This window comes from Symbiobacterium sp., from assembly GCF_040797425.1.
Lineage (GTDB): Bacteria > Bacillota > Sulfobacillia > Symbiobacteriales > Symbiobacteriaceae > Symbiobacterium.
In genome coordinates, this window is sequence record NZ_JBFNEH010000021.1 from 26,694 (window position 1) to 47,502 (window position 20,809).

The following is a 20,809-nucleotide window of genomic DNA, read 5'->3' on the forward strand; positions in this document are numbered from 1 at the left end:
CGTGGACCGGCCGCACCCCGGCCACCCACCGCCCGGCCCCCGCCCGCGCCCGGCCCACGGCTTCTGGTTGTCACTGGGGGAAGCCCCGGTAAGGCCGCAGTGCCCGCGGCTGGCCAAGCACCTCCGCCAGCAGAACCGCCTGGGCGAGCCCTTCCCGCGTGCGGAGAAGCGCCGCCAGGGGCGGCTCCGGCTGAGCAGCGGTCTCCGGAGCGGGACTGGCAGTGGTCCGCACCGTACTCTGCAGCTGCCCGGGCACGACCTCGGGGCGAACCCCCTCGCTGGGGATGCCTTCGTTCCGTACACCTTCGGTCCTCACGCCCTCGGTGCCAAAACCCATGGTGCGAACGCCTTCGGTACCGAAGCCCTCGCTGCGAGACCCCTCGCTACCGATGCCCTCACGGCCAACACCGTCGATGCCTGGGGCCGGCGTGCCAGTCCCGGGTCTTCCATCCGCCGGGCGCGCCCCGGAACCCTCTTCCCGGGGGTCCGTACCGGGCGATGCGGGGATGCCCCAGATCCACGGCGGCAGTGGTTGCTCTCTCCCCGGTTGGCTGTCCGGAGTCTTTCGCGCCCACGGGGGCGGCGCCGTCTGCACTGGCCGGGGCCGCGGAGGCATGACCGGGGCCTGTGTGGCGGGCCGCTGCGGCTGCTGCGGGGGCGGCGGGAGGGGCCGCCCTCTCCGGCGGGAAGGCGGCTTCTCCAGCCGCTCCTTGACGGAGCTCCAGATGGCGCCCGCCACCGCTAGCACGATGAACCATACGAGTTCTTCCAGGGCGGATCACCTACTTCCCAGTCTACTTCTGTTCCCGGCCGCGGTCCTGGGTGCCGCCGAGGGACTCCCGCATGGCGGTGTCCGCCTGGATGTTCTTCATCTGCAGGTACTCCATCACGCCGATCTTGCCTTCCCGCAGCGCCTGCGCCAGGGCCAGCGGCACCTCCGCCTCGGCAGCCACCACCTTGGCCCGCATGCGCTGGGTCTCAGCCCGCATCTCCTGCTCCTCGGCCACCGCCATCGCCCGCCGCTCCTCGGCCTTGGCCTGGGCCATCACCTTCTCCGCCTCGGCCTGGTCGGCCCGCAGCCGGGCGCCGATGTTGGCCCCCACGTCCACGTCTGCAATGTCGATGGAGACGATCTCAAAAGCCGTCCCCGCATCCAGGCCCTTGGCCAGCACGGTCCGGGAGATCATGTCGGGGTTCTCCAGTACCTCTTTGTGGCTCTTGGCCGAACCGATCGTGGAGACGACGCCCTCGCCCACGCGGGCGATGATCGTGTCCTCGCCGGCGCCGCCGACGAGCCGGTTGATGTCGGCCCTCACCGTTACCCGGGCCTTGGCCCTCAGTTCGATGCCGTCCTGCGCCACGCCGGCCACCACGGGGGTCTCGATGACCTTCGGGTTCACCGACATCTGCACGGCCTCCAGCACGTTCCGCCCGGCGAGGTCAATCGCCGCCGCCCGCTCGAAGACCAGGTCGATGCCGGCCCGCTGCGCCGCGATCAGGGCGTCAACCACCCGGTCGACGTTGCCGCCCGCCAGGTAGTGGGCCTCCAGTTTGTCGATGCTGATCTCCAGCCCCGCCTTCTCCGCCTTGATCAGGGCATTCACGATGCGGTGCGGAGGCACCCGGCGCAGCTTCATGCCGATCATGTAGAAAATGCCGACGCGCACGTCTGCCGCGGCCGCCGAGATCCAGAGCCCCACCGGGACGAAGCTGAAGAAAAGCACCAGAAGCAGGATGACCAAGAACGTCGGAATCAGGAATGCAAGCTCACCCATGTGCGGACCTCCTCAATTCATGATTTCTTGTCCACAGCCCGGACGACGATTCGGGTTCCTTCCACGCGGATCACACGCACCGGAACGCCGGCGGGAACGAACTCGCCCTCCGTCACCACGTCCAGCCGCTGGTCGCCGAAGACGGCGGTACCCGCGGGGCGCAGCACGGTGAGGCTCCGGCCCTCCCGCCCCACCAGGTGGGAGCGCTCGGGCGACTGGGCGGACCAGTCCTTCGCCGAGTCCGAGAGCGTGAGCATGCGGCCGAGTCCCCGCTTGCTGATCGCCCGGATCAGGGCGAAGAGCACGAAGGCGCCGGCGAGGGCCGTCCACACGAGATACCGCCAGGCCAGGCCGGCCGAGGGCGCCGCCAGGAAGATGGCTCCGCCGAAGGCGGCGATGCCCGCCAGGCCGAACACGCCGAAACCAGGCGTAAACAGTTCGATCAGCATGAGCACCACGCCGCTCAGCGCCAGGGCGATCTCCACCCACCCGGCGGTGCCCACCAGGGCATTGCCGAGGAAGAACAGCGAGAGGCAGATGACCCCCAGCGCGGCGGGACCGGTGAGACCGGGCTGCATGAACTCGATGCCGAAGGCGATCACCCCGAGCACCAGGAGCAAGATCGCCACCCAGGGCGTGGTAAGGAAGCGGCCCACCTGCTCGGAGAACGTCCACTGCGGCTCCACCAGTTCGTACTCGGCGATGCCGGCCTGGCGGATGGCGTCGTTCAGGCTCCCGGCCACGCCGCTCGCGTACCCCATGTCTGCCGCCTGCTGGTAGGTGAGCGTGAGCAGCGTGTCGGTCTGCCCGGGGATGGGGTGGTCCTTGTCGACAAACGCCCGGGCGACAGCGGCGTCTCGGCCCCTGGCCTCCGCTGCCGAGGTGAAGTAGTTCACCACCACCGAAAGCGCCTTGTAATCGGCCGTCTCACCCGTAAAGAGTTCCCGTGGCTCTGCGGCGCCGATCACCGAACCGGGGGCCATGTAGAGGTACTCGGCCGCCGTGGCGATGAGCGCCCCGGCGGAGACGGCCTCGTTCTCCACCCAGGCAATGGTCTTGATGCGCTTGGGGGCGGCCAGCAGCCGGTCCTTGATGCGCACCGCGCTGTCCACGTAGCCGCCGGGCGTATCGAGCACCACGGCGATCCCGACGGCGTCCGGGTCGGCCTCCGCCTGGTCGAACACGCGACTGCCAAACTGGGCCAGCCCCGGATCGATCACCTGGCCCTCATCGATGCGGAGCACATAGACCTTACCGGTCGCGCCGGCCGCCTGGGCCCCGGGCGCCGTGGCCAGCAGCAGGGAGAGGCTCAGGAGCAGCGCCACGATGGGCCAAAGGGCGAGTCGCTGGCGCATGGAAAGTCACCTCCATCGCGAACCGGGCGGCTTTCCTGCGCCTCGGTCGCTTATTGTGATGGTTGCCCCGGCGGGTCGGCCCGCTCCACCTGCACCAGGTTGGTGTGGAAGGAGGCTCCGCCCCCCATGTCGGCAGGCTGGTCCAGGGTAAGCACGTTGATACCGGCGCCGCCGGGCATGTGGCGCGACCACCAGATGCTGGGCGAAATGGCCACGCCAGGCTGCGACCAGTCACCCACCTGGGCCTTGAGCAGAACGGACCCCCGGTCGTTGAACACCCTGACCCAGTCGCCGGACCGGATGGACCGGGCCTCGGCGTCCACCGGGTTCAGGTAGATGGTGGGCGCCCCCTCCCGCTCCATCATGCGCGGCAGATTGGCGAAGGTGCTGTTCAGGAAGTGGTGCGCGGCCGGAGTGATCAGTGCGATCGGGTAGCGGGCCGCCAGCTCGGGCGAGCCGTCGACGGACTCGGCCGGGGGCGTGTACTCCACCACCGGGTCGAACCCCTGGGCCGCAAGGGCCTCCGAGTAGAACTCCACCCTGCCGGACGGGGTTCCGAACCCCCCTTCGGTGAACGGCGCCGCCGGCCGATTCACCTTGATGCGGCGCTCCCGCTTCAGCCGCTCCAGGGTGATGCCCTCCAGATAGGGGCTGCCGCTGGAAAGCGCCTGGCGGATCAGGTCCTCGTCGCTGTCCCGGAAGCAGGGCTCGGTGAATCCCATGGCCCGGGCCAGGCGGCGGAAGAGCTCGGTGTTCGGGACCGCCTCCCCCAGGGGCTCGATCACCGGCTCGTTCAGCTGCACGTAGAGGTGCCAGTACGAGGTCATGAGGTCCAGGTGCTCGAACTGCGTGGTCGCGGGCAGCACGATGTCGGCCCAGCGGCAGGTGTCGGTGAAGAGCTGTTCGTGCACCACGGTGAACAGGTCTTCACGGGATAGACCCTGTAACACCCGCGATCCGTTCGGTGCGACGCACGCAGGATTGGAATTATAGACGAACAGGGCCTTCACCGGCGGGTCCAGAGGCTCGGTGAGCGCCTTGCCCAGTTCGATCATGTTGATCACGCGCGGAGGCGGCGAGGGCATCAGGTCCGGCCGCTTCAGTGCGAACGAGTTGAGGCCGTAGGAGCTGGAGTTGGAGAGCAGGAAGCCTCCGCCCCGGTCGCGCCAGTGGCCGGTGAGGGCCGGGATCATGGCGATGGCCCGCACGGTGGAGCCGCCGTTGGTGTGGCGCTGCAGGCCATAGCCCACCCGCAACACCGCGGGCCGGCTCTCCCACCACAGCCGGGCCAGGGCCACGATGTCGCCGGCCGGGATGCCCGTGACGGCTGCGGCCCGCTCCGGCGGCCACTCGGCCACTTTCCGCTCCAGGCGGTCGAAGCCCAGGGTGTAGCGGTCAATGTACTCCCGATCCAGCCAGCCCTCCCGCACCAGCACGTGCATGACCCCCAGGGCCAGGGCTGCGTCGGTGCCCGGGCGGGGCGAGAGGTGCCAGTCGGCTTCCCGGGCCGCCTTGTGCCGGTACGGGTCGATGACCACCAGCCGGGCCCCCCGCCGCCGGGCCTCCTCGATGATCGGCCACTGGTGGGGATTGGACGAGATGGGGTTTACGCCCCACACCACGATGAGGCGGGCATGCACCATGTCCTCGGGGTCGGGCCCCATGCGGGCGCCCAGCACCGAGTTCACGGCCGCCTCCCCGGCCGCGGAGCAGATGGTGCGGTCCAGCTGGCTCGCCCCGAGCCGGTGGAAGAAGCGGCGGTCCATGGAGCCGTACTGCAGAACGCCGATGGTGCCGGCGTAGGAGTAAGGCAGAATGGCCTCCGCCCCGTACTCGGCGATGATCGCGCGGAACCGGTCTGCGATGATGGAAAGCGCCTCGTCCCACGAGATGCGCGCAAACTGCCCGGAGCCCTTCGGCCCGGTGCGCTTCATGGGGTAAAGCACCCGGTCGGGGCTGTAGACCCGCTCCTCGTAATGGTTGGTCTTCACGCAGAGAAATCCGCGCGTCACCGGATGGTCGGGATCGCCCATCACGCGCACAACCCGGCCGTCCTTCACCTGCACCAGCATGGCGCAGGTATCCCAGCAGTCGTGGGGGCAGACGGCCGGCTTCACCACGATCCCCCCGGTGTCAACCCGACTTGCGGGTCTGGTCTTGCGTCCCTCCGTCATGGCAGGCCCTCCTCGCGCGTCAGTTGGTCGGCTGTATGGTGATGGCGAGCGGCGTGCTCACGCACACGTAGGCGCAGGCGCCGCACCCCGTGCAGTATTCCCGGTTCACCGCAGGCTTTCCCGCCACGAGCCGGATTGCCTCGTCCGGAAAGGGGCACCGGTGGTAGCAGAGGGAGCAGGGCGACCCCTGGAACGCCCAGCACAGGGCGGGGTCGAGCACCGCCAGGCCCATGCGCACCTCCCGGGCCGCCGCCACGGGCTGCAGGGCTCCCGGCGCGCAGGCGGGCATGCAGCGGCCGCAGAGGTCGCAGGCCCTCCGGAGCGGGTCGATGTACGGCGTGCCTGCCGCCGCACCTGCAGAGGGCGGCAAGAGCTGGATCGCGCCGACGGGACAGGCCCGGGCGCAGTCGCCGCAGCGCGTGCAGGTGAGCAGGAAGGTCGGCTCCGGCAGGGCGCCCGGCGGCCGCAGATGGCGGCGCCCTCCCGAGGCCCGCGCCGCCGCCTCGTCGGCCGCAGCCTCCACGCCTTCCGCCACGGCGCGCACAAGGCTGCGCAGGCCCTGCCGCAGGAATGACCGGCGATCACCCGATGAGCCGTTGGGCACGGTTCGCCCTCCTCGCTGTTCGCACATGGGTCTATTTCTAGACTATAGCACGGTAGAGGGCACTGCAGACAGATGAAAACCCCGGCGGGCGTTTTCCGTCCACCGGGGTCATTCGATCACCCGAGCAATTCCCTGACGATCTGTTGGACCATCTTGCCGTCTGCGCGTCCCCTGGTCTGGGCCATCAGCGGGCCCATCACCTTTCCCATGTCTTTCACGCTTTGCGCGCCGACCTCGGCGATGACCTTGCGTGCCAGATCCCGCACCTCATCGGCGGTAAGCTGCTTCGGGAGGTAATCCGACAGGACGTCGATCTCGGCTTGCGCCCGCTCGATCAAATCCTTCCGACTGCTCCGCTCGAAGTCAGCCATGGACTCCTTGAGCTGCTTCACCTGCTTCTGGATGATGCCGAGGATCTCATCGTCGGAGAGGGGTGCGTGCTTCTCGATTTCTGCGTTCTTGATCGCCGCCCGCAGGAACCGGATCGTCTCGAGGCGCACCTTTCCGGCAGGGCCGGCCTTCATGGCGGCCTTCATGTCCTCGGTGAGACGTTCACTGAGGTTCATGCGCAGCCAGCTCCTTCGAAGACTAGTCGCGGTACTTGCGCTTACGAGCGGCCTCGCTCTTCTTCTTGCGCCTCACACTCGGCTTCTCGTAGTGCTCGCGCTTCCGAATCTCAGCGAGCACTCCGGCCCGCTGCAGCTGACGCTTGAAACGGCGAAGGGCGCTATCCAGCGACTCGTTCTTGCCGATCTTGACTTCGGACATCCCGGACTTCCCTCCCCTCCGCTGGACCTGGGGGAAAAAGAACACGCTCCGTGATTATACCGCGGGGCAAAGCTTATGTCAAACGCTCAGGCCACGGGCCCCAGCGTCCGCCCGCCCAGCACGTGGAGGTGCAGGTGGAGCACTTGCTGACCGGAGTCCTTGCCGTGGTTGGTAACGACCCGGTAGCCCGTCTCGGCCACGCCCGTCTCCGCGGCCACCCGCTGCACGGCGGCAAACAGCTTCGCCAGCAGCTCGGTGTGTTCCGGCCGGAGATCCGCCACGGACCCGAGGTGCTGCTTGGGAATCACCAGTACGTGCACGGGTGCAACCGGGTTGATGTCCCGGAAGGCCAGGACGTCCTCGTCCTCGTAGACCTTGCTGGACGGAATCTCCCCGGCAGCGATCTTACAGAACAGGCAATCGTGAGCCACGCCGTATCACTCCAGCATCTGGCTGCAGGCGCAGAGGCGCGCCCGCTTATTCTGTTCAACACGCGTCAAATTATTCTTCTCGGGAACGGCAAATTCCTCCACGCCGTTCACACAGACGTGGCATTTCGGTTCTTGTCCGCGTGCCGCTCCAGCGCGAGCTGGATCAGCCGGTCGCACAGCTCGCTGTAGCTGATGCCCGAGGCCTCCCACAGCTTCGGGTACATCGAGATGCGGGTGAAGCCGGGGATGGTGTTGACCTCGTTGATGTAGATGCGGTTGGTGCCCCGCTCCAGGAAGAAGTCCACCCGGGCCATGCCGGAGCCGTCGATCGCCTTGAAGGCCACGACGGCCTGGCGGCGGAACTCCTGCATCAGGTCGTCGGGCAGGTCGGCTGGAATCCGCACCTGCGACCGGTCGCTGAAGTACTTGTCGTTGTAGTCGTAGAACTCGGCGCCGGGCAGGATCTCACCGGCGATGGAGGCGATGGGGTCGTCGTTCCCCAGCACCGCCACCTCGATCTCCCGCGCGTCAATGCCCTTCTCCACGAGGATGCGCCGGTCGAAGCGGACCGCCTCCGCGAAGGCCCGGTCCAGGTCCTCCGGCCGCTTCACCTTGGTGATGCCCACCGAGGAGCCGAGGTTGGCCGGCTTCACGAAGACCGGGAACTCCCCGGCAAAGGTGGCCTCGACGTCGGCCTTGACGGCCGCGGGATCGCGCTCCCAGTCGCGCCGCAGGTAGACCTTGTACGGGGCGACGGTGAGGCCGGCCTGCTGGAAGAGCGCCTTGGCCACGCCCTTGTCCATGCCCACGCTGGAGGCCAGCACGCCGCAGCCGACGTAGGGCACGTTCGCCATCTCCAGCAGCCCCTGAATCGTGCCGTCCTCCCCGTAGGCGCCGTGCAGCACGGGGAAGAAGACCACCTGGTCGGCCGGCCCCAGGGCAGGTGCAGACTCGGCCAGCGCGAGCAGGTCGGCCTGCGTCGGGTCGCCCAGCAGGCCGACGGGCTGGCCGCCCGCCGCCGTCACACCCTCCGTGAGCGCCTTGAGGGGATCGCCGGTGAGCAGCCACCGGCCCTCCTTGGTGATGCCGATGGGCACCACCTCGTACTTGTTCCGGTCCAGGGCCTGCAGCACGTTCCGGGCGGACATCAGCGAGACCTCGTGCTCGGTCGACCGGCCGCCGAAGATCAGGTAGACGCGGGTCTTCGCGTTCATGAGGGCATCTCCTCTTCAGGTATGTAGAATGAGTTGCGTCGATCGCCTGGTCGAACAGGCGCGCCCCAGCCTATGCGGCGCCCGGGCCAGACGCCACCGTCGGCAGCCGGACGGGCGCGCCGATACGGGACCCGTGAGTGCGGGAGCGCGCTTCCCTCTTAGCTTCTCCAGGAAGTCGGGCCGTCTCCTGCCCCCATGGGGCGTCCGGAGGCGTGAAAATCCCTGGAGTGATGCATGCTAGCGGTGACACTGCAAGAGAGGGGCCGTGCATGCAGTGAACCGACGATCGGGTTCAACACTCCCCTGGCTGATCGCCGGGGGAGCCGTGGCCACCGCGTGGGTGGTCTGGCGCCGGATGCAGCAGCCCTACTACCCCAGCGTGGCGCTGCAGGCGGGTCTGGAGATGGTGAGCCGGCGCTACCGGGTGCTCGCCATCGGGCCACACCCGGGCGACCTGGAGTTGTTCGCCGGGGGGACGCTGCGGCTCCTGTCCCAGAACGGCAGCGCCGTGACCATGGCCGTGCTCTCCCGGGGCGAGCAGGCCACGAACCGCGCCAACATCGGGGAAATCCGGGCGAAGGAGGCCGGGCAGGCAGCGGCGATCCTGCGGGCCGAGCTGATCCAGTTGGACCTCCCCGACGGGCAGATCCGCCCCGGCCCCGCCCTGGAGCGGGCCCTGGACGAGCTCTGGAGCCGCACCCGCCCGGAACTGGTGCTGGCCTTCGACCCCAAGGGCCCGATGCCCCTGTTCCAGAACCCGGACCACCTGGCGCTCGGGGCGGCAGTGCTGGCCCGGGCCCGCAGCGCCATCTCCCGGGGCGAGCGCATCTACTTCTACGCCGCCCGCCACCCCAACGTCCTGGTCGACATCACCGAGGTGGCCCAGGAGAAGCTGAACGCCGTGAGGGCACACCGAAGCCAGCTCGTGGGGCCCGACTGGGCGGTGGCCTGGTTCAACCGGTACGTCGGCCGCCTGCACACGGGGCGGGTGCCCGCACTGTACGCGGAGCCTTTCTACCGGCTGGTCTGAGGAGGTGAGCCCGGTGCCCGAAGAAGCAAGCCCCGCACCCGGAGAAGCAGGTTCCGCATCCGAACGGGTGCCGGCCCGCCCCGACCGGACGCTGACCTTCAGGCGTCGGCTGTTCTCGGGACTCTACCGCGCCGGCCGCAGCCCCTGGATCGAGCGCCTGATCGCCTGCTTCCTGGCCCCGAACTATCCGGCGCTGGCCCTCGCGCAGGGCGAAATCCTGGTCAGCTCGCCCCGGCGAGTCCTGGCCTTTACCGCCCACCCGGACGACCTGGAGTTCTTCTGCGGCGGTACCCTCCGCCGCATGGCTCTGGCCGGCAGCCGCATCACCGCCGTCGTGCTCACCGACGGCGAGAAGCGGGGCAACCGGGACGGGCTCGCCGCGCAGCGCCAGGCCGAGCAGTGGGAGGCCGCCCGTCTGCAGGGGTATGAGTCGGTCACCTTCCTCGGGCTGCCCGACTTCGGCCTGCCCGAGGACCCCCGCCTGGAACGGGTCCTGGCCCGGGCCTGGGACCACGCGGCCCCTGAGGTGGTGTTCGCCTTCGACCCGAAGGAACTGGTGCCGCAGATGGCCAACCGGGACCACAAGGCCCTCGGGCGGGCGGTGATCGACCTGGCCCGGAGCCGCTTTACCGGCGGCGCGCAGGTCTACCTGTATGGCACCCGCAGCCCTGACGTGCTGGTGGATATCACACCCGTGATCGACGACAAGCTGCGGGCCGTGAAGGCGCACCGAAGCCAGATGGTCTACCTGGACGAGGCGGAGACCGACGGGGCGATCCGCCTGATGGGCCGCGTCATGGCGGGCAGATCCGGCGCGACGTATGCCGAGGCCCTGTTCCGGCTGATGTGACGCTCCGGCAGAGCCCCGAGTTTCGCTACCCCATCTCGCCCCGGGCATACAGGATCGCCGCGGCCGCCGCCAGAGGCGCCGTCTCGGTGCGCAGGATGCGGGGCCCCAGGGTTACCGGGATGGCGCCTGCTTCCCGCGCGAGCCCTACCTCCTCCGCCGACAGGCCGCCCTCCGGCCCGGTGAACAGGGCGAAAGAAACCGCCTCGGGGCAGGCCTCGAGGGCCGCCTTGAGGGGCACGCCTCCCTCCTCCCAGGGCACCAGCGCCAGGTCGAACTCGGGGATGCGCGCCACCGCCTGCTGCCACGTGTGCAGGTGCGTCACCCGGGGCACGGCCCCCCGGCGCGACTGCTCCGCCGCCTCCCGTGCGATGCGCTGCCAGCGCTCCGTGCGCTCGGCGGCCTTTTGCGCGTCCAGCTTCACCACGCTGCGGGACGTGGCAACAGGGGTGAACTCGGCAATCCCCAGCTCGGTGCCGTGCTGGATCACCCGCTCCAGCTTCTCGCCCTTGGCGAGGCCCTGGAAGAGTACAATGCGGATGCGCGGCTCGCCCGCAGCCGGGCGGCTGGCCGTGATACGCCCCCAGGCCAGGCCGTCCGCGACCTCCTCCAGCACGCAGTCGTAGTGCATACCCTGGGCCAGGACGATAAACGGCGTTCCGGGCACCGCGCGCAGCACCCGCAGCAGGTGATGCGAGTCGGCCCGCGAGAGGGCGACCCGCTCGCCCTCGACCCGGTCGAGGAAGAAGCGGGTCGTCACGGCTTCATCGCCAGGATGGCCACCCAGCCATCCTGCTCGTGCACGCCCACCGGCGTCAGCCACGCCTCGGTCATCGCCGCGGCCACCTGGTCCCGCTTCTCGGCGATGATTCCCGAGGCCAGGAAGCGGCCGCCGGACTTCAGCCGGCCGTACACGTCGGGCAGGATCTCCACGATCACCGAGGCGATGATGTTGGCCACGATCAGGTCGGCGCCTTCGTGCGCCACCTGGTCCAAAGTCGCCCGCCGCACCTCCACCGGCGTCCCGTTCCGCCGGGCGTTCTCGGCGGCGACCTCCACCGCCACCGGATCGGTGTCGATGGCCAGCACGGAGCCGGCGCCCAGGCGGCAGGCCGCGATGGCCAGGATGCCTGAGCCCGTGCCCACGTCGATCACCCGGGCACCCGGCCGCACGAGCCGCTCCAGCCAGCGCAGGCAGAGCGCCGTGGTGGCGTGGGTGCCGGTGCCGAAGGCCATGCCGGGGTCCAGATAGAGCGGCAGGTCACCCGGCTGCAGGTCGTACTGCTCCCAGGAAGGGATGACGACCAGCCGCTCGCCCACCCTGAGCGGCTTGAAGTAGGCCTTCCAGTTATTGGCCCAGTCTTCTTCCTGGACCCAGCGGAAACGGGCCGGCTCCACGGTGCCCAGGCCGAGGGCCCGGATCTCGTCCAGGGCGGCCTCCAGCCGCAGCCGCTGCTGCTCCAGGTCGTCGGTTTCCGGCAGCCAGGCCGTCACCGTCACCCACTCCGGGTCGCCCGGCTCCAGGTCGGTGGCATCCCACCGGGATCGGTTCTGCTGCACGGCCAGGGGGTCGTCCACGGCATACCCGCCCCCGCTCAACTCCATGAGCAGGTTTCCCACCGCGTCGGCCGCGCCTCGGCGGCAGCGGATCGCTGTCTCCAGATAGCGCAAGTGTTCTCCTCCTCGTTCAGTCCGCGGCCGCCTGCCGCAGCTCATCGGGCAGTGCCAGCGGCCCGGACTCGGGATACGTCCAGCTGAGGCGGTACTGAAAGCTGGTACCGGTGCTGGCCGGCCGGTCCACCTGAATGGTGAACTGCAGGGGCCTGAGCGTCCGGGTGTCCACCCAGAGCCGGTAGAGGACCCGCTCGCCGTCGCCGGGCGGCCTCACCTGCATCACGGCGGGGTCCAGGTCCAGGGCGAGGACCACCGCCTCGCTGTCGCCCATCCGCTCCCGCCGCAAGAGCTCGGCCCCGCGCAGGCCCGCCACCAGCGGTGCGGCCAGATTGTCAGGCTGAAAGGCCACCACGTCCACCGCATCGGCAGTCGGGGCGCGGAGCCAGCCCCCGCTCCGCACCTGCCGTACGTAGAGTTCGCCGTCCACCAGGTAGTATTCGAAGGGCGTGCGCACCGTGCCGGTGCCCACACTGCCGGCCAGGTGCAGCAGCGGCGGGTCGGCCTGGTACTCGCCGGTGAGCTGGGTTTCGGGAAAGAAGCCGTCCGGCGAGCTGCCGGCCAGGGTGGCCGCGAAGTCGTACCGCTCCACGGCCAGCAAGGCCAGGCCGGCGGCCTCGGCCACCTGGGCCGGCGTGAGGTTCCGGGTGCGGTCGCTGAGCGTGCGGAAGCCCCACGCCGCGGCCACGCCCACCAGGACGGTGAGAAGCACGGCCAGAATCCCCCGGACGCGCCGGCGGCGCCGCACCGCTGCCCACTGCGCGGGCGGCAAGGTGGGGTCGAACAGCGGATCACGGCGGGACGAAGGCGACACGGCTGCATCTCCTCTTCATCAAGCAGGGCCTCTCCCGCGCACCGGGAGAGGCCCGCTGGTTCTGCTAGCGGCCACCCAGGGCATCCTTCATCCGATCGAAGAATCCCTTCTCCTTGTGGTCGGACATGCCCGCCACCCGCTCGCCCCGCAGGGCGGCCAGCTGCATGAGCAGCTCCCGCTCCCGCTCGGAGAGGCGGCTGGGCGTCTTCACCTTGAGCACCACGTGCAGGTCGCCCCGGCCCGGGGCCCGCAGGTGCTTGGTGCCTCTGCCCTTGAGGCGGATCGTGTCGCCCGGCTGGGTACCTTCCGGCACCCGCACCATCTCGGGTCCGTCCAGCGTCTGCACCTCGATCTCGGTGCCCAGGGCCGCCTGAATGAAGGAAATCTCCACCTCGCTGTAGAGGTCGTCGCCCTCGCGGCGGAAGCGCCGGTCGGGCCGGACGCGCATCACGATGAACAGGTCGCCGGGCGGGCCGCCCCGCTCGCCGGCCTCGCCGTAACCGGCCATGCGCAGGCGCGTGCCCGTCTCCACGCCGCCCGGCACCTTCACCTCCACCCGCTGGTACTTCTGCACGCGGCCGCGGCCGCGGCAGGTGGGGCAGGGCGACTCGATGATCTTCCCCTCACCCCGGCAGCGGTCGCAGGTGCTCACGTTGACGAACCGGCCGAACACGGTGTTCTGCGTGATCTGAATCTGGCCGGTGCCCTTGCACTTGGGGCAGGTGACGGGCTGCGTGCCCGGCCGGGCACCGGAGCCGTGGCAGGTGTCGCAGTCCTCGGTGCGCGGCACCCGCAGCTCCTTCACGCAGCCGAAGGCCGCCTCCTCGAGGGTGAGCTCCAGGTCGTATTCCAAATCGGCGCCGCGGACGGGTCCGCGGGACGAGCGAGACCGCCCGCCGCCGAAGAACATCTCGAAGATGTCGCCGAAGCCCCCGAAGTCCTGCCCGAAGCCACCAAACCCTTCAAAGGGGTTGCCCCCCATGCCGCCCATCTGCTCCGCGGCATGGCCGAACTGGTCGTACCGGGCCCGCTTCTCGGGATCGGAGAGGACCTGATAGGCCTCGTTGATCTCCTTGAACTTCTCGGCCGCGTCCGGGTCGTCCTTGTTGGCGTCCGGGTGGTACTTGCGGGCGAGGTTGCGGAAGGCTTTCTTGATCTCAGCCTCGGTGGCGTTCCGGGGAACGCCCAGCACCTCGTAATAGTCACGCTTGGCCAGTCGGCCCACCCCCTACTGCTTAAAAGTTACCACCGGGGCTGCCCTGGGGCAAGCGACAGGAGGGAGGCAGCAAGCGGCCCCCCTCCTGTTGTGCCGTCCAGTCCGGCCTACTTGTCCTCGTCCTTCACCCTGAACTCGGCATCCATGTGCTGGCCGTCGCCGCCGGTCGTGCCACCGGTCGTGCTGCCGCTGGCGCCGCCAGACTGGGTGCCGGTCCCGGCGCTGGCCCCGGCCTTCTCGTAGATGGCGGAAGAGAGCTTGTAAACCGCCTCCGTCAGCTCCTCCGTGGCCTGCTTGACCTTCTGGATGTCGGAGCCCTTCAGGGCCTCCCTGACCGGCTCGATCTTGCTCTTCACCGCGTCGATGAGCGACGGGTCGATGCCCTTGCCCTCCGACTCCTTGATCATCTTCTCTGCATTGTACACTGCCGCGTCGGCATTGTTCCGGATGTCGGCCTCCTCGCGCCGCCGCTTGTCCTCGGCGGCCATCGCCTCGGCCTCCTTGACCGCCCGCTCGATCTCTTCCTTGGACATGGAGGTCTGCGACTGGATGGTGATGTGCTGCTCCCGGCCGGTGCCCAGGTCCTTGGCCGACACGTGCACGATGCCGTTGACGTCGATGTCGAAGGTGACCTCGATCTTGGGCACGCCCCGCGGTGCGGGCGGGATGCCGTCGAGGATGAACCGGCCCAGGGTCTTGTTGTCGGCGGCCATCTCGCGCTCGCCCTGCAGCACGTGAATCTCCACCTGGGTCTGGCCGTCGGCGGCGGTGGAGAAGATCTGGCTCTTCCGGGTCGGGATGGTGGTATTGCGCTCGATCAGCTTGGTGAACACGCCGCCGAGGGTCTCAATCCCCAGCGAGAGCGGGGTGACGTCCAGCAGCAGGACGTCCTTCACGTCGCCCTTGATGACGGCGGCCTGGATGGCGGCGCCCATCGCGACGACCTCGTCGGGGTTGATGCCCTTGTACGGCTCCTTGCCGAAGAACCGGCGCACGGCCTCCTGCACCGCGGGGATCCGGGTCGAGCCGCCCACCAGCAGCACCTTGTCGATGTCCTTGGGCTCGACACCCGCGTCCCTCAGGGCCTGGCGGGTGGGCCCCATGGTGGCCTCCACCAGGTCGGCCGTCAGTTCCTCGAACTTGGCCCGGGTGAGGGTCTCATCCAGGTGGACCGGACCCTCGCTGGTCATGGTGATGAAGGGCAGGTTGATGTTGGTGGTGGTCACGGAAGAGAGCTCAATCTTCGCCTTCTCGGCGGCCTCACGCAGCCGCTGCAGGGCCTGCCGGTCCTTGCGCAGGTCGATGCCGTGCTCCCGCTGGAAGCGGTCGGCGATGTAGTCCACGATGCGCTGGTCGAAGTCGTCGCCGCCCAGCTTGTTGTTGCCGGCGGTGGCAATCACCTGGAAGGTGCCGCCGCCCAGCTCGAGGATCGACACATCGAACGTACCGCCGCCCAGGTCGAAGACCAGAATCCGCTGGTCCTCGCCCTTGTCCAGGCCGTAGGCCAGGGCAGCCGCGGTCGGCTCGTTGATGATGCGCAGGACTTCCAGGCCCGCGATCGTGCCGGCGTCCTTCGTCGCCTGCCGCTGGGAGTCAGTGAAATAGGCCGGCACGGTGATCACGGCCTGCGTGATCTTCTCACCCAGCTTCGCCTCGGCGTCTGCCTTTAGTTTGGACAGGATCATCGCCGAGATCTCCTGCGGGGTGTACGACTTGTCGTCGATGCGCACGCGATAATCGGAACCCATGTGCCGCTTGATCGACATGATGGTGCGGTCGGGGTTCGTGATGGCCTGCCGCTTGGCCACCTTACCGATCAGGCGCTCGCCGGTCTTGCTGAACGCCACCACCGACGGGGTGGTGCGGTCGCCTTCCGCGTTCTCGAGCACAACAGGTTCGTTACCTTCCATTACCGCCACACAAGAGTTGGTGGTGCCCAGGTCGATGCCAATTACCTTGGCCATCTGCCGTAAGCCTCCTTAAGAACAGGTCTGCCCGCTAGCTCAGCTTGTTGACCTTGACCAGGCTCGCCCGAATCACCCGGTCCCCCAGGCGGTAACCCTTCTGGAACTCGGCCAGCACGATGCCGTCTTCCTGCTGCGGATCCTCGTCCGTCATCATGGCCTCGTGCAGGTTCGGGTCGAAAGGCTTCCCCACGGCCTCGATGGGGGTGACCCCCTCCTTGCTCAGGAGGTCGCGGAACGAGCGGGCCGTGAGCTCCACGCCCTGGCGCAGCCGCTCGTCGCCGGGAGTGGGCGGCGTGGCCAGTGCTCTTTCTAGATTGTCGAGCACGGGCAGAAGGTTCAGGAGCAGCCGCTGGTTTGCGTAAACCGCCACTTCCTCCTTCTCCCGCTGCATGCGACGCCGGTAATTCTCAAAGTCAGCGTGCAGCCGAATCAGCCGATCGGTGAGCTCCGCCACCTTCGCCTGCGCCGCCTGGAGTTCCTGCTCAAGCTGCCCGGGCTGTTCCGCCTCGGCCGAGCCGGCGCCTTCCGCCGTCCCCTGCGGGGCCTCAACCGGTTCCGGCGCGGACTCAGCCGCTTCCAGCCCGTCGGGCGGAGCCTGCTCTGGTTCCGGCGGCTTCTGGTCCGGAGGGTTGTTCCTGGACTGCTCCTCCATGGATGCCGGTCACCTCTTTTTCCTGTTAGCACTCGACCGGAACGAGTGCTAACGCATTCACAAATGAACATAGCACCGGCCCGTAGCGGTGTCAAGCCCAACGCAGCGCACAAAAAGGCCCGGGGACTCGCTTTCCCCGGGCGCCATGCCTACCGGTGAACCGATGCCTCGCTGAGATAAGCGGCCACGGAGTTGAGCACCGAGACCACCTTGGCGTACTCCATCCGCTTCGGTCCGATCACACCCATCTTGCCGATGGTCTTGTCGCCCAGCCGGTAGGTCACCGTCACGATGGAGCAGTCGGCCAGCTCGCGCAGCCGGATCTCCTCGCCGATCTGAATCTCGACCTTGTCGGTCTCCCGGTCCAGCTGCAACACCTCGGCGACGACATCTTCCTGCTCCAGGAAGGAGAGCAGGCTCTTCAGCTTGTTGACGTCCCGGAACTCCGGCTGGTCCAGCATGTGGGTGGTGCCGCCGAAGTAGAGGCGCCGCCGTTCGCCCGGCTCCATCCGCTCCTCGAGGAAGTAGAGCGCCTGCTCCAGCAGGATGCCGTACTTGGAGAGCTCCCGGTGAAGCGCCTGGAGGGCTCCGCGGGAGAGCGAGTCCACCCGTTGCCCCCGCAGTTGCTCGTTCAGGACCTCAGACACCTGCTGGAACTCCAGCATGGTCACCTCGACGGGCAGCTCCAGCACCTGATTCTCGATCTGACCCGCGTCGGTGATGTAGATCATCAGCGCCCTGTCCCGTCCCAGAGGCACCAGCCGGATTTCCTTGAACACCGCCTTGCCGAACTGCGGTCCCGAGATCACCGCCGTCAGGTGCGTGGTATCGGAGAGAAGGCGCGCCGTCTCGCGCACCAGGACGTCGATCTCGCGAATCTTGCGCTTGAAGGTCTGGCTGATCCGCTCCTGTTCGGCGCGGCTCATCGAGTACTCGGGCATCAGGCAATCGACATAGTAACGGTAGCCGCGGTCCGAGGGAATTCGGCCCGCCGAGGTATGCGGCTGCTCCAGGTAGCCCATGTCCTCGAGATCGGACATCTCGTTGCGGATCGTGGCAGGGCTGACTCCGAGGTTGTACTTGCGCGCAATCGTCCGTGACCCGACCGGCTCCGCGGTAGCGACGTAATCCTCCACAATCGCCTGCAGCACCTTGTTCTTGCGGTCATCAATCACGGGGAGTCACCTCCGCACGGGCCCCAGGTGCCAAAAGGGCATTGACCCATTAGCAGTCAACGCCCGCGAGTGCTAACGCACCTAGCATGAAAATAGCATCAACCCGTAGGAAAGTCAAGGGACGCAAGGCTGCGGCGGCGCCGAGAAGAAGGAGCCGGAGGCACGCCGCCCCGGCTCCATATAGATACGCACTATTCCCATTCAATGGTTCCCGGAGGCTTCGAGGTCACGTCGTACACAACGCGATTCACGTGCGGAACCTCGTTCACGATGCGTCGGGCGACCTGCTCCAGCACTTCCCAGGGGAACCGGTAGAAGTCGGCCGTCATGGCGTCTTCCGAGGTGACCGCCCTGAGGATGATGGGATACGCGTACGTCCGTTCGTCGCCCATCACGCCCACGCTGCGAACATCCGGCAGCACGGCAAAGGCCTGCCAGAGCTCGTCGTAGAGCCCGGCCCTCCGCACCTCCTCCACGAAGATGTGGTCGGCCTCCCGCAGGATCGCCAGCTTCTCCGGGGTGACCTCACCCAGCACCCGGACGCCGAGCCCCGGTCCGGGGAACGGATGGCGGCCGACGATCTCCTCCGGCACGCCGAGGGCCCGCCCGACGGCCCGGACCTCGTCCTTGAACAGCTCCCGGAAGGGCTCGATGAGCTGGAACTGCATGTCCTTCGGCAGCCCGCCCACGTTGTGGTGCGACTTGATCACGCGGGCGGTGTCGGTACCGGACTCGATCACATCGGGGTAGACGGTTCCCTGCACCAGGAAGTCGATCCGCCCCAGCTTGCGGGCCTCATCCTCAAAGACGCGGATGAACTCGTTCCCGATGATCTTGCGCTTCTGCTCGGGATCCGCGACGCCCTTCAGCTTGCTCAGGAAGCGCTCAGAGGCGTCGACGTGCACCAGGTTGATGTGGAAGTGATCGCGGAAGGTGCGCACCACCTGCTCGGGCTCACCCTTGCGCATGAGGCCGTGGTCGACGAACACGCAGGTGAGCTGGTCGCCGACGGCCTGGTGGACCAGCACCGCCGCCACCGAGGAGTCGACGCCGCCCGACAGGGCGCACAGCACCTTGCCGTCGCCCACCCGCTGGCGGATCGCCTCCACCTGATGGGCGATGAAGGACTCGGTGGTCCAGTCCCCCTTGCACCCGGCGATGTTAAAGAGGAAGTTCCGGATGATCTGACGGCCCTGAGGCGTGTGCGCCACCTCCGGATGGAACTGCACGCCGTACAGACGACGCTCGTCATCACCCATCACGGCTGCCGGCGTGTTCTCGGTAGCACCCAGCACCCGGAACCCGGGCGGCATCCGCTTCACCGCGTCGAAGTGGCTCATCCAGACGGGGGTTTCCCGCTCCAGGCCGCTGAGCAGTGGGTGCTCCTCGGCCAGGCGCAGCGTGGCCTTGCCGTACTCCCCGCGCTCCGGCCGTTCCACCTCGCCGCCCAGCTGTAGCGCCATGAGCTGCATGCCGTAGCAGATGCCGAGGATCGGGATGCCCAGCCCGTATACCGCCGGGTCGATGCGAGGAGCACCGGCGGCCAGGACCGAGGCCGGGCCGCCGGAGAAGATAATCCCCTTCACGCCCGCATCCCGGTAACGCTGCGCCGGGGCGCTGGCCGGCCAGATCTCGCAGTAGACGTGCGCCTCCCGCACGCGGCGTGCGATCAGGTGGCCGTACTGCCCCCCGAAATCCACAACCACGATCAGGTCGCTGTGGTAGCTCATTCCGCGTCTCCTTCCGAATCAGGCTCTGCCGTAAATCTCCGGCTTGAGGATGCAGATATCACGCAAGTTGCGGTACTTCTCGCCGAAGTCGAGCCCGTTGCCCACCACGAAGAAGTCCGGCACCTCGAAGCCGCAGTAGTCAACGGTGACCGGAACCTTCCGGCGGGAGGGCTTGTCCAGCAGGGCCGCCACCTTCAGCGATGCCGGGCCGCGCTGGGACAGGTACTCCTTCAGGAACTTGATGGTAAGGCCCGTATCCACGATGTCCTCCACAATGAGGACGTGCCGGCCTTCCAGCGTGTAGTCCAGGTCCAGCAGCACGCGGTGGACGCCGGTGGACTTGGTGGCTGCACCGTAGGACGAGATGCGCATGAAGTCGAGTTCGGCCGGGATGGTGATGGCGCGGAAGAGGTCGGAACAGAAGAGGGCGGCCCCTTTCAGGATGCCCACCACCACCAGGTCCTTACCTGCGAAGTCCCTTGAGATCTGTGCGCCCAGTTCCGCGACCTTGGCCTTGATCTCCGCTTCCGTAATGAGCACGCGTTCGATATCCTGCTGCATCGTCGCGGTCTCCTCTCCTGCCCTGGATTCGCCTGTATTGGGAACAGTCTACCCGTCCTGTAGAGACACGTCAAGGTCACTATACCCCCACATGTCAAAGGCCGTACATGGCCATACAAAAAGGGTTCGCCGCACGCGGCGGCGAACCATCGGGCGACGATATCGCATCTCTTTCACGCCAGACCGGTCTGAAGCATCTGCCGGCGACCGAAGAGCCTTCCGGACTCGTAGTCGGCCCAGAAGGCCATGAGGCCGTCGGCGATCACCTCCGCCATGCCCACGGTCTGGTCGAGGCCGGCGAACCAGATCATGAAGGGGAAGTTGGCCATTCCGCCCATGATGTGCACCTGGCCCACCTGGGGCAAGTTCTTCCCCATTGCGGCGCCGGGGCGCAGGGGGCCGGGGGTCAGCGTAAGGCGGCCGGGCCGGCCCACCGCCGCGTCCACGGCAATGAGGTACGGCAGCTTCTCCCGTCGGAGCGCCCGGGCTCGCGCCTCGGACAGCCGCCCCCGCAGGTTGGTCGCGTGAACCGGGTTCTCGAGGTCGCCCACGTACTCCCCGGTGAAGCCCTTGCGCTTGAGGAACCAGCCGGTGAACGGCCCCAGGGAGTCGCCGGTGGAGCTGGTTGCCCCCACCAGGAAGAAGACAGGGAAATACCGCTCCGCCTGCGCGTGCGCCCGGAACTGGTCGCCCAGCGCCCTGGCGAGCTGCCGAACGGCCGTCGGGTCCTGAAAGTGCACGTCGACCACCGGTGATCGTGCGCCATCGCGGGACACCGGGCACTCCTCCTTTGTTTCGGTAATTCTGACTATAACAGGAGTTACC

The 20,809-nt window shown here is 68.1% G+C and carries 21 protein-coding genes; 2 read left to right on the plus strand and 19 right to left on the minus strand.

What is annotated here, in order from left to right; all coding sequences use genetic code 11:
* Window positions 1–70 precede the first annotated feature (70 nt).
* The 9 genes from AB2385_RS08400 to AB2385_RS08440 all read right to left on the minus strand — a co-directional run bounded on the left by AB2385_RS08400 (window position 71) and on the right by AB2385_RS08440 (window position 8,321).
* Window positions 71–337 (minus strand): hypothetical protein, encoded by a 267-nt coding sequence (locus tag AB2385_RS08400; protein ID WP_367654513.1) that lies wholly within the window; start codon window positions 335–337, stop codon window positions 71–73.
* Window positions 338–794: 457 nt separating this feature from the next.
* Window positions 795–1,775 (minus strand): flotillin-like protein FloA, encoded by a 981-nt coding sequence (gene floA, locus AB2385_RS08405; protein WP_367654514.1) that lies wholly within the window; start codon window positions 1,773–1,775, stop codon window positions 795–797.
* 17 nt (window positions 1,776–1,792) lie between these two features.
* A complete protein-coding gene (locus AB2385_RS08410; protein WP_367654515.1) occupies window positions 1,793–3,130 on the minus strand; it encodes a nodulation protein NfeD in 1,338 nt (445 codons plus the stop codon).
* Between the two features lie 50 nt (window positions 3,131–3,180).
* A complete protein-coding gene (locus AB2385_RS08415; protein ID WP_367654516.1) occupies window positions 3,181–5,304 on the minus strand; it encodes a molybdopterin oxidoreductase family protein in 2,124 nt (707 codons plus the stop codon).
* Between the two features lie 19 nt (window positions 5,305–5,323).
* The gene (locus AB2385_RS08420) at window positions 5,324–5,908 is read right to left on the minus strand and encodes a 4Fe-4S dicluster domain-containing protein (protein WP_367654517.1); all 585 of its coding nucleotides are present in this window, start codon (window positions 5,906–5,908) and stop codon (window positions 5,324–5,326) included.
* Window positions 5,909–6,024: 116 nt separating this feature from the next.
* Complete coding sequence (locus AB2385_RS08425; RefSeq protein WP_367654518.1) at window positions 6,025–6,474, minus strand: GatB/YqeY domain-containing protein; 450 nt, start codon at window positions 6,472–6,474, stop codon at window positions 6,025–6,027.
* Window positions 6,475–6,496: 22 nt separating this feature from the next.
* Entirely contained in the window at window positions 6,497–6,676 is a 180-nt protein-coding gene (rpsU, locus tag AB2385_RS08430) for a 30S ribosomal protein S21 (RefSeq protein ID WP_367654519.1), read from the minus strand.
* A gap of 86 nt (window positions 6,677–6,762) precedes the next feature.
* Window positions 6,763–7,107, minus strand: a complete 345-nt coding sequence (locus AB2385_RS08435; protein WP_367654520.1) for a histidine triad nucleotide-binding protein — start codon at window positions 7,105–7,107, stop codon at window positions 6,763–6,765.
* A 107-nt stretch (window positions 7,108–7,214) separates the two neighbouring features.
* The gene (locus AB2385_RS08440) at window positions 7,215–8,321 is read right to left on the minus strand and encodes a D-alanine--D-alanine ligase family protein (RefSeq protein WP_367654521.1); all 1,107 of its coding nucleotides are present in this window, start codon (window positions 8,319–8,321) and stop codon (window positions 7,215–7,217) included.
* A gap of 274 nt (window positions 8,322–8,595) precedes the next feature.
* Here AB2385_RS08440 and AB2385_RS08445 point away from each other — a divergent pair, with 274 nt between their 5' ends.
* Together AB2385_RS08445 and AB2385_RS08450 are read left to right on the plus strand one after the other, a co-directional pair.
* Window positions 8,596–9,351 (plus strand): PIG-L deacetylase family protein, encoded by a 756-nt coding sequence (locus AB2385_RS08445; RefSeq protein WP_367654522.1) that lies wholly within the window; start codon window positions 8,596–8,598, stop codon window positions 9,349–9,351.
* Window positions 9,352–9,364: 13 nt separating this feature from the next.
* Window positions 9,365–10,201 carry a PIG-L deacetylase family protein gene (locus AB2385_RS08450; protein ID WP_367654523.1) on the plus strand — a complete coding sequence of 279 codons (837 nt, stop codon included), beginning with the start codon at window positions 9,365–9,367 and terminating at the stop codon, window positions 10,199–10,201.
* Window positions 10,202–10,226: 25 nt separating this feature from the next.
* On the opposite strand, the gene AB2385_RS08455 is transcribed toward AB2385_RS08450, so the two are convergent.
* From AB2385_RS08455 to AB2385_RS08500, 10 genes are all read right to left on the minus strand, one after another.
* Window positions 10,227–10,958: a 16S rRNA (uracil(1498)-N(3))-methyltransferase gene (locus AB2385_RS08455; RefSeq protein WP_367654524.1), complete on the minus strand. Its 732-nt coding sequence runs from the start codon at window positions 10,956–10,958 to the stop codon at window positions 10,227–10,229.
* Entirely contained in the window at window positions 10,955–11,869 is a 915-nt protein-coding gene (prmA, locus tag AB2385_RS08460; RefSeq protein WP_367654525.1) for a 50S ribosomal protein L11 methyltransferase, read from the minus strand. The genes AB2385_RS08455 and prmA overlap by 4 nt, the downstream gene beginning before the upstream one ends.
* A 16-nt stretch (window positions 11,870–11,885) precedes the next feature.
* Entirely contained in the window at window positions 11,886–12,683 is a 798-nt protein-coding gene (locus AB2385_RS08465; protein ID WP_367654526.1) for a hypothetical protein, read from the minus strand.
* Window positions 12,684–12,747: 64 nt separating this feature from the next.
* The gene (gene dnaJ / locus AB2385_RS08470; RefSeq protein ID WP_367654542.1) at window positions 12,748–13,899 is read right to left on the minus strand and encodes a molecular chaperone DnaJ; all 1,152 of its coding nucleotides are present in this window, start codon (window positions 13,897–13,899) and stop codon (window positions 12,748–12,750) included.
* A 107-nt stretch (window positions 13,900–14,006) separates the two neighbouring features.
* On the minus strand, window positions 14,007–15,863 hold the full coding sequence (dnaK, locus tag AB2385_RS08475; protein WP_367654527.1) for a molecular chaperone DnaK: 1,857 nt from the start codon (window positions 15,861–15,863) through the stop codon (window positions 14,007–14,009).
* A 34-nt stretch (window positions 15,864–15,897) separates the two neighbouring features.
* Window positions 15,898–16,518: a nucleotide exchange factor GrpE gene (grpE, locus tag AB2385_RS08480; protein WP_367654528.1), complete on the minus strand. Its 621-nt coding sequence runs from the start codon at window positions 16,516–16,518 to the stop codon at window positions 15,898–15,900.
* A 149-nt stretch (window positions 16,519–16,667) separates the two neighbouring features.
* Window positions 16,668–17,693: a heat-inducible transcriptional repressor HrcA gene (hrcA, locus tag AB2385_RS08485; protein ID WP_367654529.1), complete on the minus strand. Its 1,026-nt coding sequence runs from the start codon at window positions 17,691–17,693 to the stop codon at window positions 16,668–16,670.
* A gap of 191 nt (window positions 17,694–17,884) precedes the next feature.
* Window positions 17,885–19,423 carry a glutamine-hydrolyzing GMP synthase gene (gene guaA / locus AB2385_RS08490; protein ID WP_367654530.1) on the minus strand — a complete coding sequence of 513 codons (1,539 nt, stop codon included), beginning with the start codon at window positions 19,421–19,423 and terminating at the stop codon, window positions 17,885–17,887.
* Window positions 19,424–19,441: 18 nt separating this feature from the next.
* Window positions 19,442–19,984: a hypoxanthine phosphoribosyltransferase gene (hpt, locus tag AB2385_RS08495; RefSeq protein ID WP_367654531.1), complete on the minus strand. Its 543-nt coding sequence runs from the start codon at window positions 19,982–19,984 to the stop codon at window positions 19,442–19,444.
* 173 nt (window positions 19,985–20,157) lie between these two features.
* On the minus strand, window positions 20,158–20,760 hold the full coding sequence (locus AB2385_RS08500; RefSeq protein WP_367654532.1) for a DUF1256 domain-containing protein: 603 nt from the start codon (window positions 20,758–20,760) through the stop codon (window positions 20,158–20,160).
* Window positions 20,761–20,809 lie beyond the last annotated feature (49 nt).

What these genes read in the sequence shown, in the direction of transcription:
- AB2385_RS08400 (WP_367654513.1), bottom strand. Translation starts at nt 337, where the DNA reads ATGGGTTTTGGCACCGAGGGCGTGAGGACCGAAGGTGTACGGAACGAA.
- floA (WP_367654514.1), bottom strand. Translation starts at nt 1,775, where the DNA reads ATGGGTGAGCTTGCATTCCTGATTCCGACGTTCTTGGTCATCCTGCTT.
- AB2385_RS08410 (WP_367654515.1), bottom strand. Translation starts at nt 3,130, where the DNA reads ATGCGCCAGCGACTCGCCCTTTGGCCCATCGTGGCGCTGCTCCTGAGC.
- AB2385_RS08415 (WP_367654516.1), bottom strand. Translation starts at nt 5,304, where the DNA reads ATGACGGAGGGACGCAAGACCAGACCCGCAAGTCGGGTTGACACCGGG.
- AB2385_RS08425 (WP_367654518.1), bottom strand. Translation starts at nt 6,474, where the DNA reads ATGAACCTCAGTGAACGTCTCACCGAGGACATGAAGGCCGCCATGAAG.
- rpsU (WP_367654519.1), bottom strand. Translation starts at nt 6,676, where the DNA reads ATGTCCGAAGTCAAGATCGGCAAGAACGAGTCGCTGGATAGCGCCCTT.
- AB2385_RS08440 (WP_367654521.1), bottom strand. Translation starts at nt 8,321, where the DNA reads ATGAACGCGAAGACCCGCGTCTACCTGATCTTCGGCGGCCGGTCGACC.
- dnaK (WP_367654527.1), bottom strand. Translation starts at nt 15,863, where the DNA reads ATGGCCAAGGTAATTGGCATCGACCTGGGCACCACCAACTCTTGTGTG.
- grpE (WP_367654528.1), bottom strand. Translation starts at nt 16,518, where the DNA reads ATGGAGGAGCAGTCCAGGAACAACCCTCCGGACCAGAAGCCGCCGGAA.
- guaA (WP_367654530.1), bottom strand. Translation starts at nt 19,423, where the DNA reads ATGAGCTACCACAGCGACCTGATCGTGGTTGTGGATTTCGGGGGGCAG.
- hpt (WP_367654531.1), bottom strand. Translation starts at nt 19,984, where the DNA reads ATGCAGCAGGATATCGAACGCGTGCTCATTACGGAAGCGGAGATCAAG.